13 protein-coding genes are annotated in these 14,315 nt (G+C 45.5%); 6 read left to right on the top strand and 7 right to left on the bottom strand.

What is annotated here, in order from left to right; genetic code table 11:
- The 5 genes from ISR87_12010 to ISR87_12030 all read right to left on the bottom strand — a co-directional run.
- A partial coding sequence (locus ISR87_12010; protein MBL7026171.1) for a potassium transporter TrkA occupies positions 1-175 on the bottom strand: 175 nt, incomplete at its 3' end.
- 98 nt (positions 176-273) lie between these two features.
- On the bottom strand, positions 274-2,241 hold the full coding sequence (locus ISR87_12015; protein ID MBL7026172.1) for a cation:proton antiporter: 1,968 nt from the start codon (positions 2,239-2,241) through the stop codon (positions 274-276).
- A 293-nt stretch (positions 2,242-2,534) separates the two neighbouring features.
- A complete protein-coding gene (locus ISR87_12020; protein MBL7026173.1) occupies positions 2,535-3,137 on the bottom strand; it encodes a DUF2179 domain-containing protein in 603 nt (200 codons plus the stop codon).
- Between the two features lie 374 nt (positions 3,138-3,511).
- The gene (locus tag ISR87_12025) at positions 3,512-4,060 is read right to left on the bottom strand and encodes a DUF502 domain-containing protein (protein ID MBL7026174.1); all 549 of its coding nucleotides are present in this window, start codon (positions 4,058-4,060) and stop codon (positions 3,512-3,514) included.
- Positions 4,061-4,146: 86 nt separating this feature from the next.
- Positions 4,147-5,292 carry a cation:proton antiporter gene (locus tag ISR87_12030; GenBank protein MBL7026175.1) on the bottom strand — a complete coding sequence of 382 codons (1,146 nt, stop codon included), beginning with the start codon at positions 5,290-5,292 and terminating at the stop codon, positions 4,147-4,149.
- 242 nt (positions 5,293-5,534) lie between these two features.
- Between ISR87_12030 and ISR87_12035 the strand changes: the two genes are divergently transcribed.
- The 5 genes from ISR87_12035 to ISR87_12055 all read left to right on the top strand — a co-directional run bounded on the left by ISR87_12035 (position 5,535) and on the right by ISR87_12055 (position 11,436).
- Positions 5,535-6,254, top strand: a complete 720-nt coding sequence (locus tag ISR87_12035; GenBank protein ID MBL7026176.1) for a hypothetical protein — start codon at positions 5,535-5,537, stop codon at positions 6,252-6,254.
- Positions 6,255-6,662: 408 nt separating this feature from the next.
- Entirely contained in the window at positions 6,663-7,316 is a 654-nt protein-coding gene (locus ISR87_12040; GenBank protein MBL7026177.1) for a flagellar motor protein MotB, read from the top strand.
- Positions 7,317-7,807: 491 nt separating this feature from the next.
- Positions 7,808-10,039, top strand: a complete 2,232-nt coding sequence (locus tag ISR87_12045) for an amino acid permease (protein MBL7026178.1) — start codon at positions 7,808-7,810, stop codon at positions 10,037-10,039.
- Positions 10,040-10,241: 202 nt separating this feature from the next.
- Complete coding sequence (locus ISR87_12050; protein MBL7026179.1) at positions 10,242-10,859, top strand: hypothetical protein; 618 nt, start codon at positions 10,242-10,244, stop codon at positions 10,857-10,859.
- Between the two features lie 10 nt (positions 10,860-10,869).
- Positions 10,870-11,436, top strand: a complete 567-nt coding sequence (locus ISR87_12055) for a hypothetical protein (protein ID MBL7026180.1) — start codon at positions 10,870-10,872, stop codon at positions 11,434-11,436.
- Between the two features lie 341 nt (positions 11,437-11,777).
- Here ISR87_12055 and ISR87_12060 read toward each other — a convergent pair whose 3' ends face one another.
- Positions 11,778-11,954 (bottom strand): hypothetical protein, encoded by a 177-nt coding sequence (locus ISR87_12060; protein MBL7026181.1) that lies wholly within the window; start codon positions 11,952-11,954, stop codon positions 11,778-11,780.
- Between the two features lie 62 nt (positions 11,955-12,016).
- Between ISR87_12060 and mgtE the strand changes: the two genes are divergently transcribed.
- Positions 12,017-13,381 (top strand): magnesium transporter, encoded by a 1,365-nt coding sequence (mgtE, locus tag ISR87_12065; protein ID MBL7026182.1) that lies wholly within the window; start codon positions 12,017-12,019, stop codon positions 13,379-13,381.
- Between the two features lie 330 nt (positions 13,382-13,711).
- Here mgtE and ISR87_12070 read toward each other — a convergent pair whose 3' ends face one another.
- Complete coding sequence (locus ISR87_12070) at positions 13,712-14,131, bottom strand: DoxX family protein (GenBank protein MBL7026183.1); 420 nt, start codon at positions 14,129-14,131, stop codon at positions 13,712-13,714.
- Between the last annotated feature and the right edge of the window lie 184 nt (positions 14,132-14,315).

Raw genomic sequence — 14,315 nt, forward strand, 5'->3', positions numbered from 1 at the left:
GCTTAAGTATGGATTCAGATTCAGTCGTCGTAAAACCAACTCCAGTAAAAGCAGATCGAGCTTGAAACTGAGCTGTTTCGCTGGACACTCCTGTAACACTCAAAGCGATGGCAGCAATGCGTGTTACAATCAATGAAAGTGTGAGAATGATAAGAAATGAAAAGATAGCTATCATATTACTAATCTATCTTAAATATGAGTGTTTGAAGAATAAGGATTTACAAGGTACCTGAGACCCGTTCTTCGAGATTTGCAAAAATGTTCCTGGTATTCTCAATTCTGCTCGCCCTCCGCTAAGTTTTTAAAGGCTGCAATTTGATGGATATCACCCATAATAGCTAGCATGTCTCCCTGTTCAAAACATGTATCACCTTCTGGATTGGGAAATACCACACCATCTCTCATCAGGCCAACTACAGTAACTCCGGTCACACTCCGAATTGCGGATTCCCGAATGGTTTTCTCAAGTAAACTGCTCCCTTTTGCCAAGGTCACCCAGGAAAGATCCAATAAATGCGCTGCATCCATTAATTGTTTTAAAACAGTTTGTTCATTCCGTTTTACATACCGGGACGCATAGAGTTCGTGGCGAATAGAATCTGTGTATTTCATGATTACTCCTGGAGGGAGATCTAGATGAAGAAGGGCTTGTCTGGTGATCTCCAAGCTGGCTTCAAAATTTGGCATAACCACCTCATAAACACCACTTTTAGCTAAATTCTCTATCTGTTCACGACCCTCAGCCCGTGCCACCATATGCAAGTTTGGGTTAATTTGATGCATATGGTTGACGATGGCCATGGTAGTCGCATGGGCTGGAGTGGTTATTATCAGTAGTCTTGCAGAATCGACCCTGGCAGCATTCAGGACGATGGGCTGGCTGGCATCACCGTAAATGACAGAGTATTTTAATTTCTTTACCTGCTCAACCTTTCTGAAATCTAATTCGATCAGGACGAATTTCCGACCTAAACGACTCAATATCTGGGCGATATACTGCCCCACATTCCCAGCTCCAGCGATAACCACATGATCATGTAAACTACCCTTGGGAAAATTAAGGCGTTGGTGATCCTCGTATTTGAATTTTTTCCTCAGGAGTGAATAGAGAGGAGCAGTGAAACCTGAAATTGTGGGGGTTAATACCATGGTGACGATGGCTACGTTTAGAACAAGCGCATAAAGTTCATTACTAATTGAATGAGTACTCTGACCAACCCTGGCAAGCACAAAACTAAATTCGCCTACCTGGAAAAGTCCTAGACTAACTGCTATCGGGATGATGTTATGGTATTTAAACAGGGGTGTAATCATCAGAAATATCAAGGCTTTGCCAATAGAGATCAATAAAATGAATAACACCACGGTTTTCCAGTTATCTATAAAATGGAGGGGGTCAAATAGCATCCCCACTGATACAAAGAAAAGTAAGGCAAATAGATCTCTTATTGAAATGATATCTGACAGGGCCTTGTGTGCGTATTCTGATTGATTCAACACTAGCCCCGCAACAAAGGCGCCCAGTGCGAAGGATAAGCCAAATAGGTAGGTGCCATATCCAATACCGAGTCCCATGGCCGTAACTGCCAGGAGAAACAGCTCCCGGGAGTTAGAGATTGCGATGAACTTCATGAATCTGGGCATGATTCGTGTACCAAGAACTATCATTCCAGTTAAAAAAATAGTTGCTCGGAGTACAGCCCAACCGAGATTGGCAAAACTATGTTCAGGACTGCTTAATTGGGGCAAAATGATCATCAACGGCACAATGGCCAAATCCTGAACTAGAAGGATACCAATCATTACCCGACTTGAAAGCGTCCCAAGTCGCCTCTGATTTGAGAGGGTCTTGATAATCACCATGGTACTGGACAGGGAAATAAGTGCCCCCAACCAGATCGACTCATTTGAATCAAAACCGAAAAACCGACCCAGCACATATCCAAATCCCATGGTGAGCAGGATTTGAAGTGGTGTTCCTAGCAGAGCTATGTAACGAACGGGCTTTAAGTCTTTGAGAGAAAATTCGAGTCCAATTGTAAATAGTAAAAGTGCCACACCGATTTCAGCCAATAATTCAATATTATGAATATCAGTGATCCCGATTCCAGGGCTGAAAGGTCCGACTAAAATTCCAGCAAGAATGTAACCCAATATCAAGGGTTGTTTGAGCTGTTGTGCAATCAAGCCACCGATTAAACCGGCGATGACTATAATTGAAATGTCTGCTGCGATTCCCACTAACACTCCCAGAGGAAATTTTTGTTGAATGGGTTAAAAGGATTTACCAAATACACATAAACCACGGTTTCAATCGCAAATTCTATATGGCATGATTGGTATGTTTTCATCGGATACGTATTTGTTTTGCACAGTATAAAGCAGAAAATGGTTGAATTGTTCTTCCTGATGGGGATGAACAACTAGCTCTTGACCATTTCACTCTAGCAAGAATTAACCACAAAATTGTTTGGATATAAGGGGCTTTTAAAAGGAAAAATTTGCTATCACTAGAGTATGCGTGCATCAGCTACTCACTTTCCCTTCCTCAACGTTGATGATCTAAACATTTTGTTCGTGATATTACCTTCATTTTGAGAACGAAGAGGAAAATTTCCATCCGAAACGGTTTTCACATCATCCACTAAATAGAAAGCCCTCGGGTTAAATCGTTTTACTTCCTCAACTACAGTTTCAAGATTACCTCGTTCGATTATACTGTACAAAATTCTAACCGGTCCTCTTGAACCCTGTGCATCAACAATGGTAATCCCAAAACCCTTCTCGCGGAAATAGGCCAGGAGAGCATCTGAATTATCTCGAGTAATTACCCTTATTGCTACTTTCCCGATAGTGAGTTTACGCTCAATGGTCATGCCGACATAGTTGCCAGCCGCAAATCCACCTGCATAAAATAGATAATAGAAAGGTGATGCTAGATTCTTCATGATACTTGAAATGACAAGCAGCCAGATGAACACCTCAAAAAAGCCCAATATTGCGGCTAGATTTTTGATACCTCTCGCAACAAAAAGAATTCGAATAGTACCCAGGCTGACATCAAGAATCCGGGCCATAAATATTAAAACAGGAAGAACTATATACGCAAACCACCAAACTTCCAACCACTGCTCCATTACAAGATGCTCCTTAAGATTGCACAGAGAATATATTGACAATAAATTGTCTTACGCCTATTATTTCACAAAGCCTATATTCAAGTTTTTATGCAAAGGAGAATTGTAGACCCAAGATCGACAGACAGCGTAGACCAGGTCGACATAGAAATTTACCCTAGGTTTCATGTGCCCTGCATAATAAATATACTGTAGGTCCTGAAATTACTGATCCACCGACGTTTCTATAAGTATTGGAAAGTGAGGATCGATGACGATTTCCACACGCCGATTCAGCTTGTGGTTCTCTTCTTGGTCATTATTTGCAAGTGGACGAAATTCATCATATCCGACAGCTCCTAAGTGGCCTGTATTTCCCGAAAATCTCAGTGTAATTATATCTGAGCAGGTCCAATTAAACCCCCTGAAATGACGGTTTGCAAGGATTCTTCAATACTCCAGCCCGGATCTCGAGTATCTGATTCTCTCACCAGGACCATGGTACCGCTGGTGGGTATAGGAGGGGTGGGTACAAATACTTTTAAAAGGGTTTCACCTTCATGCCTGGTATCGATGACTGAACCTGTAACAAACCCAACGGTCCAAATCCCTGGTTTGAGATAATTGATTAATACAGCCCTTTTAAAAAGCTGGTTTTGGGGTAGTGACAGGGCACTGGATAACTGTTGACCAACCCGGTATGTTGTCCGGATCAGGGGTAGTTTTTGAAAAGCTTTCTCCAAAATATTGACGGAACCCCTACCAATCACATTGCTGACTGCAAGGCCTGTGAGATATAGTACAGCGATCAAGATCACAATACCCATACCTGGTATACTAAACCCCAACCTGTTTTCCAACATGGACATCATGCGCTTATCGATACCAAAGTAGACAAAGCTGATGACGAAATACGTAATGGTAGCTGGGATGAGAGTAATCAACCCGCGCAGAGCATATTTTTTTTAAGTGTTCGAATATTTTTTTCATTTTATCCCTTTTTTAAAAAATGGAGACCATGGATTGCCATTTATTGCCTGGTTAAACGGCGGAAGCTTATTATCCAGAGTGGACTAAGCAACAAGGTTACTGAAATTACTGCGAGAGACAATTGATAACCGGTTTCTGAAATCATCTTGACCTGCCAACCCACTGCAGCCAAAACAAAACTGAATTCGCCAATTTGAGCCAAAATAGCACCCGTATACAAACTTCTTGGCCAGCTAATACTGAAGATGCGCAAAATAAATGCGTTAATAAAGGTGTTGATGATGAACGCTGCCCCTGCGAGAAGAAGAATTATTCTGAAGTTGTCTGCTAGAAATTGCAGGTCGAGCAGAAAACCAATAGAGACAAAAAAGAAGGACAGAAAGACAACGTGAAAGGGTTCCAGTACGCGATGAACCCAGTCGGTCTCCTTGGCCGAGGATATAAGTATTCCTGCCAAAAATGCACCTAAGGCAGTAGACAGTTGAAATAGATCTGTTATGAGCGCCATACCCAGACAGATCACAAGGGCGAAAAACACCTGCAGTTCATGATCCTGTTTTAAGAGCTTGGAGAGGGGAAGTTTTATTTGGCCGCGTTTGAGTATGAATACCAGCAGAGCGATCATCAGGACGCCCCCAATTAGTTGTAAACCAATATCAAAAGCGCTGGGGGTCTTGCCTCCAAAGATATTTATTATGATCAGCATGGGAATGATGGCCATATCCTGAACCAGAAGAATACCCAGCACATCTCTCCCGATCTCACTATCCAACTGCTTCCATTCCTGGAGAATCTTGATCACGACAGCCGTGCTGCTGAGACTGATAACAAAACCCAGCAGAATACTTCGACCGATTGGCCAGTTGACAAAATGTCCAATGATCAGGACAACTAAAACGCTGAGCACAATTTGGAGAATAGTGCCAAGAATAACTACCCGCCAATTTTTCAGTAATCGGGGAAGCGAGACTTCCATACCGACAAAAAACAGCAGCAGCAACACTCCCACCGAACCCATCCGGTTCATAACTTCCAGGTCGTGGATCACATCCAAAACATGGGGACCAAGAATAACTCCAACGACTATATAGCCGATGATCTGGGGTTGTTTCATTTTGTTGAGGACCAGCCCTAGAATAAGAATTGCAAATGCAACCCCAGCGATAATGGGTAGTATGGGATCCATGTGCATCTTTTTACTCCTTTATGGTGAACATCACACTTAGGTACAAACTTTGACACTCCAGCCAGTGGCAATTTTAATGAATGAATATTAGACCAAAGTAATGAAGAATGAAGTTAATTGTGATCCAATCGACTTGGTAAGATTTGCCCCCGGAAGCAGATACACCCCATCGTGTGTCGAAATAAGTATGGGATAACACTCACCACGTAATAATTTGAATCAATATATCCAAGGAGCGCATTTTGTTAGCAAGAATCAAAAAATACACCCACCTTTTTCCAGTACTCGTTATCATGGCTTTGGTCCTAGGTTGCACGGCAGGTTTGGTTATGACAAGCGGTTGGTACCAGGGCTACGTCGAGATAGATGGCTATGATGAGGATTGGGCTGGACTTTGGGGCTTCCCTGACGAAAGCTCTGTTGCTTTTGCCGTGAAGAATCATGATGAAACACTTTATCTCGCCTTCAGCACACATGATCAAAAGGTAATTCGCCAGGCTGCCTTTGGAGGTTTTGCCATTATCCTTGATTCAAAGGGAGGAAACACGGGTCGTTATGGTTTGCGTTTTGAAGCATCGGATCCTGAAATAATCGACCCACATAAAATGGCGGCAAGCAAATTAAAGCCACTCCTTGCTGCACATATGCACCAGACTCTCAATGGTCGTATTCCAATTAAAATTTCAGATGGCCGCGGTAATATTCAACCCTTCAAGTATCGGGGGGCAGTTTTTAGCTCTTTCGATGGAGACACCTGGTTCCTGGAAGCAAGTCTTCCCATGGCGGCCATGAAACATCATCCCAAAAAGGGAGGCAAAATAGGGGTTGGCTTTCTGACTTTGGCGAAATACACATCCCTGGCTTCCTGGAGCTCTGTCTATGCAGATTATGGATACTATGGTCTCGCTTCCGGTCCCTGGTGGGCAGAAGTGCAACTGGCCAGGAATCCAGACGGTCAGTAAGTTTACCTCATCGAGAGGACGTTGTGACTTGTCGAGGGGTTCACCTATGGTGGGACAGCCTATATTGGACCATTATGAATAACGAATCTCAATTAACGATTGGAGAATATTGAAGAAATCAACTTCTCTTATCCGTGTTCCCTAATAGTGCCGTATATCGCTTGATTTTTACCCTTATCTATTGCCCAACTGATATTTCCACAATCAAAATACTATGTATAATTCTGCCTGGCTGCAACTCCAATAATAAGCCCTGAACCTCAAAATTCTAATTTAAATGACTGAGTTACCTGTGTATCCCAATCGAAGAATTATATTTATGTGGGGTGCGGAAATTGACCAACCTATCCAAAATTTCAATATATTATTGCATATCAAGATTGTCTGAGACAATCAAGGGAGGAGCCCATGAAAATAACGTTAATTGTACTGATGGTTTTGGCCCTGGGAATGACCGGTTCCACAATTTATTTGTGGAGCGATGGGCAAGATGCAGAAAAAAAGATTGAAAATTTAGATCTGAAGATACAAACCATGGGAGACGCCCTGAATCAATCTGAGTCTCTCATGGCTCAGGAAGTTGAAAAGGTTAAGCTGAGCTATGATTCCTTGCTTCAGGATCTTAGGAAGGAGATAGATCAAGGCCAGGTCAAAATCAAAATGGTTGAGTCCAAATTGTCCATATCCATTGTGGATAAAGTTTTGTTTCCCTCTGGCAAAGCCAACATCTCGAAAGAAGGGGAGCAAATCCTTAATAGAGTCGGTGGGGTATTGAAGAACTCCATAGGCAAGATTATTCGGGTTGAAGGACATACGGATAATGTGCCGATTCATCCGAAACTGCAGAAAACCTACGCCACGAACTGGGATCTTTCCAGTGCCAGGGCCAGTAATATTGTAAAGTATCTGAATGAAAAGGCCAATATTCCCGGGAAAAAACTGCGGGCGGTTGGCATGGGTTCCTATCATCCTGTCGCCAAGAACTCTACTGCCAAGGGACGAAAATGGAACCGTCGGGTGGAAATAATCCTGATTCCTGATCCGAAGTACAAGGAGAAGTAGCACTTCCACCACTCCCGGTGACTAGCTGCGGCGACAAAGCGGCTGGTATTCATCTTTTGACTAGCCAGGTTTCCAGGGACTGCCCATCATTTTACTGGCGGACCTATTATGTCCCCGGTGAGCCACTATCACGTCCCAGGCTGAGTCTCGATAAGGCCTGGGACCATGAACAAATCTTTACAAAGATACTTAGAACCGCCGATCCATTTTTGTCCTGTGGACCACTACTGGACAGGCATTTATGCAACCGTAGCTTAAATCCTGCCAAAACCGTTCAGCAGTATTACCCCACATACCCCTGAATGTTAAAGCACTAGTTTTTGGTACAAATAGAATTCAAATTATACTCATGCAGACACTGCGAATGCCACAATCAGTGACAGATCTGTACACTATTCTATCTGATGGTTGCATGAGTCCCAACAAGATGTTCTTTTAAACTGCGAACTGTCGAGATACTTAACTTTTAACTATGTTATAAGATCCCAATCATGCTCAAAAATTCTAAAAAATCTTCAAGTTCAGAGACCCGGAAACCGAAAGAAAAATTTGGCACTTTTCTGGGTGTTTATACGCCCAGTGTGTTGACTATTCTAGGATTGATCATGTATCTGCGGTTCGGATGGGTTGTGGGTAATCTTGGATTGCCATTGACACTACTGGTACTGTTGCTATCTACTGCAATTACCTTTATCACTGGTTTGAGTGCTTCCGCGGTGGCCACAAACATGCGGGTGGGCGTGGGTGGCGAGTATTTTATCATTTCGCGTAGTCTGGGACTGGAACTGGGTGGCGCAATTGGAATACCGCTCTTCCTGTGCCGCACCTTGAGTATCACTTTCTATAGTTTCGGATTGGCAGAATCGATTGTGGCCTTCTGGCCAGCTAGTTGGGGGGCAGTTACACCTGGCCTCATCCAGATGATCGCAGCCGGTATCATCGTCTGCATTACATTGGTTGCTGGCCGTAGCGCCGGTCTGGCCTTGAAACTTCAGATCCCTATCATGCTTGCTGTGGGGCTATCCATTTTAGCTCTGGCCATTGGCGTCCTATTCGGAGATATCCGCACGCCTGAGCTGAGTGCTACCTTTCGTTCAGCGCCAGAAGGTTTCTGGTACGTTTTTGCCGTCTTCTTCCCTGCAGTAACGGGATTTACTGCTGGTATTGGGATGAGTGGTGACCTGAAGGATCCCCAGCGATCAATTCCCAGCGGAACCATCCTCGCCATCATAACAGGGGTGATTGCTTACTCGTTTATTTTGGTTCTCCTATCCATTACCGCCCAGGTTAGTATGGCTGAATTATCACAGCCCGGTATCGTGTGGGTGCATTTGGCTGTATTGGGGGCCTGGCTGGTTTTACCGGGTGTCTGGGGCGCCATCCTCTCGTCTGCCTTTGGAAGTGTTCTCAGCGGGCCACGCGTCCTGCAAGCCCTGGCAACTGACGGTCTTGCACCCAAGATGTTCACACGACTATCAAAGACAGGTCAACCAACTCTCGCCACATGGGTGAGCGGTGCTCTGGCGCTGGTGGCTGTTTTGCTCGGGGAGTTGAATGCAGTTGCCCAATTTGTAACCATTCTGTTTCTCACGCTTTACGTCACGATCAATCTTAGCGCTGCACTGGAGATGCTCGCAGGCGATCCATCCTTTCGGCCCAGGATCAGGATTCCATGGTATGTATCCCTGCTGGGCTCTTTCGGTGCCATGCTGGTGATGTTTCTCATTAATCCCCTGGCCTGCATAGCCGCCATCACATTAGAGCTGATGCTGTATTCATTCTTACGCCGACAGACGCTAAAAAAACGCTGGGGCGATGTACGTGCTGGTGTTTGGGTAGCTCTGGCCCGGTTTTCACTGCTCAAACTACGCAACCATCGCAGCGATCCTCGCAACTGGCGACCACACATTCTGCTCTTTGTTGGTGACACCTCAAAACGCCTTGGCCTGGTCAGATTGGCAAACTGGTTCAACCAGAACCGCGGTATGGTTACAGCATGTCAACTGGTGGTGGGCACACTCGATGAAAAGGAGATTGACCCTGTAATTCTGCGTCAGGAAATGGACCAGATGCTGGAAGTGGAGGGACTGGTGGCATTCAGTGAAGTGGATGTGGTGGCAGATTATGAACAGGGTGTCATCGATGTGGTTCAGGCCAACGGTATGGCCGGGCTGCAATCCAACACTGTCATGTTTGGCTGGTCCAACAAGCCTGAGCGATTGGAATCCATGCTTCGCATCATGGGTCTGGTTGCACGTACAGGTCGCAGTACCATCATCAGTCGTCTGAATTGGGCTCATGAACCGGGCCGGGAGATGCGTATTGATATCTGGTGGCGAGGATTACAGAATAATGGGGATTTGATGCTTTTGCTGGCCTATCTGCTCAGTATGAATGCCCAGTGGAGAGACGCTCAGATTACCGTTCGATCCATTGTTGAGAATAAAAAAGAACGCACTGCCATGATGAATAGTCTACGCAAACTGGTGCCTGCTTCACGGATCGATGCCGCCATGGAGGTTATCATCAGGCCCCCTGATAAATCCATCAACGACATCATGCATGAGAATAGCGGAGAATCGGATATTGTTTTTCTTGGTATTATGCCACCCAAAGCTGGAACAGAAGCTGAGGTTGCTCAAAAGCTTGATGAGCTGGCCAGTGGCTTTAAAACTTCCATTTTTGTTCATAATGCAGGTGAATTTGCTGGGAACCTGGTATGACAAACTCGGCCGTCAAAACCATGAATGCTTGTTTTGTCTTGACGATTAACTGAGGTGACGGGGAGTACACCTGCTATATTATTATTCGTTCAGAGGACCACCTTTGAATAAACGTTTTTTGGCTTGACGGAAATAATATTTGATTGTGGCCAGGGGTTAGCGCGTGGCTGAGAATATTAATATTAATTAGGGAGATTTTCTGATGGAATTATGGGAGAAGATCAAGGAGTCGGTGGGCTTTGGTGCAGACCTGGTACATTCATCCGTAGATGCATCCGATCTCAGCAGATTGCAGGCTGAAGTCGAAATGCTGCAAACTCAAATACGCGATGCTTTCACCAATCTTGGTGGGGATTTGTTCAGTCAACAGGCTAAGGGTGATAGCGGAGATCTTTCCGTCCCGCTCCAGGAACAGATTGAAGCTTTACGCTCCATGCAGCCAGATCTGGAAGAGAAAGAAGCTGAACTCGCTTCACTCATGGCCAAATACGAGGAGCAGTCCATCACCGTGACTCATTTACGTGAATTCAAGGAAGCCCTGGACAACGCCGGTGGTTCTTTGGAATACGTCCAGGTTTTGGAGAATTCCCCGGTATGCGGCAAAACACTCATGGAAATTGATATTCCAGATGAGGTTTTGGCCGGGCTGGTGATCCGGGATGGCACTGTGATAATTCCTGATGGCGATACTCGTATAGAGCTTGATGATAGGATTGTCCTGCTTGGTAAAAAGGATGCCGTCATTGAATTTCTACAGGATTTCAGAGAATTAGATGAGTTTAAAGAAGAAGCAAACAATAATAATGGCGACCAGGAATAAGGGGGATACCATGAAAAAGATACAACGACCTGCATTTTGGATTCAAATGTTAATCATTGGCAGTTTTCTACTGTCAATCAGCGCGTGCGAGACTGCAGATCCTGTTCTGCTGGAGGAGGATATAGTAGATACTGGGCTAACTGAAGCGAAAATCCAGGAGGCTGCAGATCGAGCAGAACAAGCCGAATATCGTTTGGTTGAAATTAGGTCGGAGCTTGCAAGTGTTCAACAGACGCTTGATCAGCGAGATGCTGATTTACAGGTTATCACGCAGCGTTTGATCCGGACACAGCGCCTCGTGACTGTGCTGATCCTCATACTCATTGGACTGTCTTACAGCTTGTGGCGTGTGCGTTTTGGTAAAAGGCCAATGGTGTGCCCGGACTGGCGCGCAGTACTTACCCAGTGGGGCCTGTTGAGAACCGCAAAGCAGGTAAAGACGCCGCAGAAAGACCCCGAGCCAAAGAAACCTGTAGCAAAAAAGCCAGTTGCCAAGAAGCCAGTTGCTAAAAAACCTGTAGCTAAAAAGCCGGCAACAAAAAAACCAGCGACCAAGAAGCCAACAGACAAAAAATAACTAGACCACTGTCACAGGGACTCTAGCGAAGCGCTGGTTCTCAGCTTATTTCATCTTGCCTGGGCCTTCAGGATTCAGTTAAGAGTCCTGAGTGCTCACGCTATTATGTCAGATCCTCTAAGGTCACTCTTCGAGACTTATTCCAAAGTTCATTGTGCCACAAGGGATTCTATCATTCTGGTAATACAGAGTCGAGACTTGGGCAATATTTATCCACCGAAGCTAAGCACACGCCAACAGCAGAGCGAGGAGCGTGGGCGGGGAACCATCTTTAAAATTGACCCTCCTACTGCGGGTTTCAATATCGATTAACGAATGCTGAATTTCCAAGCGATCTTGGTTTAGTCCGCTTTCTTCAGTTTGCCTGAAGGTCTGGAAGCTTTTCCATCGCTGTGCAAGTCATTCAGTTTTATACCGTTGAATTGTTTTATTTGAGCTGTTCTGAGCTCTGGCAGTCGGTAGATTATCTTGCTAATAACATACTTCATGAGCGTGTTACCCCTACGATGTTCATGCACAAGAATGTTTCCTGCTACCGGAGTGTAGGTGGCTACTTTTCAAAAAGATTCTGGAGGCAACCATGGAAGAAATATTGATCCCGGCACAAACGCTGGCTGAACTGTTAAAGACCAGGGATAGCGCGGCCGTTACAGATTATATCGAATTACTCAGTCCCTCTGACACAGCGCGGGCTATTTCGCGTCTCTCAGAATCTGAACGTATACAGCTATTTGATCTATTAAGTGCTGAAGATGCTGCCGTGATGATCGAGGAAATCTCGGATACTCAAGCCGCGGACCTGGTTGAGGAAATGACCTCTAAACAGGCGGCAGCGATTATCGAGGAAATGTCCAGCGATCATCAGGCGGATATTCTAGCGGAGATGGATGAGGACGTCAGTCAAGCGATCCTCTCCAAGATGCACCGACGTGAGGCCAATGAGGCTCGCCAGCTTTTAACGTATGATCCTGATTGTGCCGGTGGGCTCATGATCTCTGAGTTTCTGGTGTATCGAACCACCAATACCATTCAGAATGTTCTGGATGATCTTCAGGAAAATCGGATCAAATACGCCAACTATCATGTTCAGTATTTTTATGTGGTTGACAGTGATCGCAGGCTGGCCGGGGTCGTGCGTTTGAACGACCTGCTTTTTCCTGCCCGCGATACCTTGTTAAAGGACACCATGCTAAAGTCCCCGCTGAGTGTCTCAGTTCAGGCCAATCTGCGTGAATTGCATGAATTCTTCGAAGAACATCATTTGTTCGGCGTACCTGTTGTGGAGGATAATCGTCGTCTGGTTGGTGTTGTCCTGCCTGCCGCCATAGAGGAAGCGGTGAGCAAACAGAAAACCCGAACCTTTCTAAAATTAAGTGGAATTATAGGCGGTGAAGAATTCCGAACAATGCCTTTGCTCAATCGCTCCGGCAGGAGATTGTCATGGTTAAGCTTGAACATCGTCCTAAACATCCTGGCTGCCAGCGTCATTGCAATGTATCAGGATACCCTTGCAGCAGTCATTGCCTTGGCCGTATTTTTACCCATGGTAAGTGATATGAGCGGCTGTTCCGGCAATCAGGCAGTGGCCGTATCCATGCGTGAATTAGCGCTGGGACTTGTGCGTCCTGGTGAAATTCTATGGGTGCTGGGGAAGGAGATCAAAGTTGGTCTTATTAATGGTCTGGTGCTGGGATTGCTCCTGGCTGGTGTGGCCTTGGTCTGGAACGGCAGCCCTTGGTTAGGGCTTGTTGTGGGTAGTGCGCTGGCGGCAAATACGGTGGTATCGGTCATGTTGGGTGGGATGTTGCCATTGTTGCTAAGGCGTATGAAGCTTGACCCGGCCCTGGTTTCAAGTCCCCTGCTAACAACTGTAACTGACATGTGTGGATTCTTTTTTGTCCTGAGTTTTGCCTCAGCACTGATGCCCCAGTTGGCAGGGAGCTAATGTTCAGGACCGACCCCGGCTGGAGCAGAGACCCATCGAAATGTGGCGTAGGCGGGGAACCGCATTGATTAATGAATCAGTCTACCTTCTTCGAACTACGACCTGACGGGTATGGATTACCGATTGGGGAATTTTGAAATAAAAGGCCTTTCAGGTGAACGAATTGAATAATAAGCTTTAAAACAGGAATGACTCAAGCTTCAATAATGTCGAACCAGATGGTCTCTTACATATCTGTCCTTTAGTTGCCAGCAATATTGTTTCATTCCACAGTAACAAGAAGGCTCACCGGACACTTCAAGGGCTCTGGGATTTGTAAGCTGGAAAGGATTAACTTGTTGGTGATCCATTCGAACTGAGGAACTCATTTCCCCGAAGAGCAAACAGGGCACCCAGCAATAATACCAGGAGCTGAAATTCCAGACCACCCATTGGCTTGGTTTCAGATGCGACAAAGCTCCACTGAGGCCAGTGTACCATGGCAATAGCGCTAAACATGACGATGGCTGCCAGAGCACCAGCAATACGGGTTACCAGAGATCCCAGGATAGGTCCTGCAAGGAAGCCCAGACCTACCAGAACTTCAATCAGTGCAAGCATGTAAACGCCTGCAACGGGCATTCCCATTCCTTTGGCCATCATTTCAGCCATGGGGAATTTGATAATTCCGTGAAAAATAAAAATAGCTGCCAGCTGCAATCTGATGATCCAGTGGCCGTGTTGTTCAGCAAAATTTATTACTGCGTTCATCTCTATCCTCTCATTCTCCATTCTCGTCGGTTCACCTGATGAGTCTTATCTTCTACAAACACAGGCAACCCGCTGTTGTTGAAAGCCAAGATATGAGTTTGAGAGCAGGGTACTGTCTCTGAGCTGACAAATCGCGGTTTTTAGAGAATCTGCGGGATTAACTGGCCTGGCTGTGCCCTATGGG

Source organism: Candidatus Neomarinimicrobiota bacterium (genome assembly GCA_016784545.1).
GTDB lineage: Bacteria > Fidelibacterota > UBA8477 > UBA8477 > JABMPR01 > JABMPR01.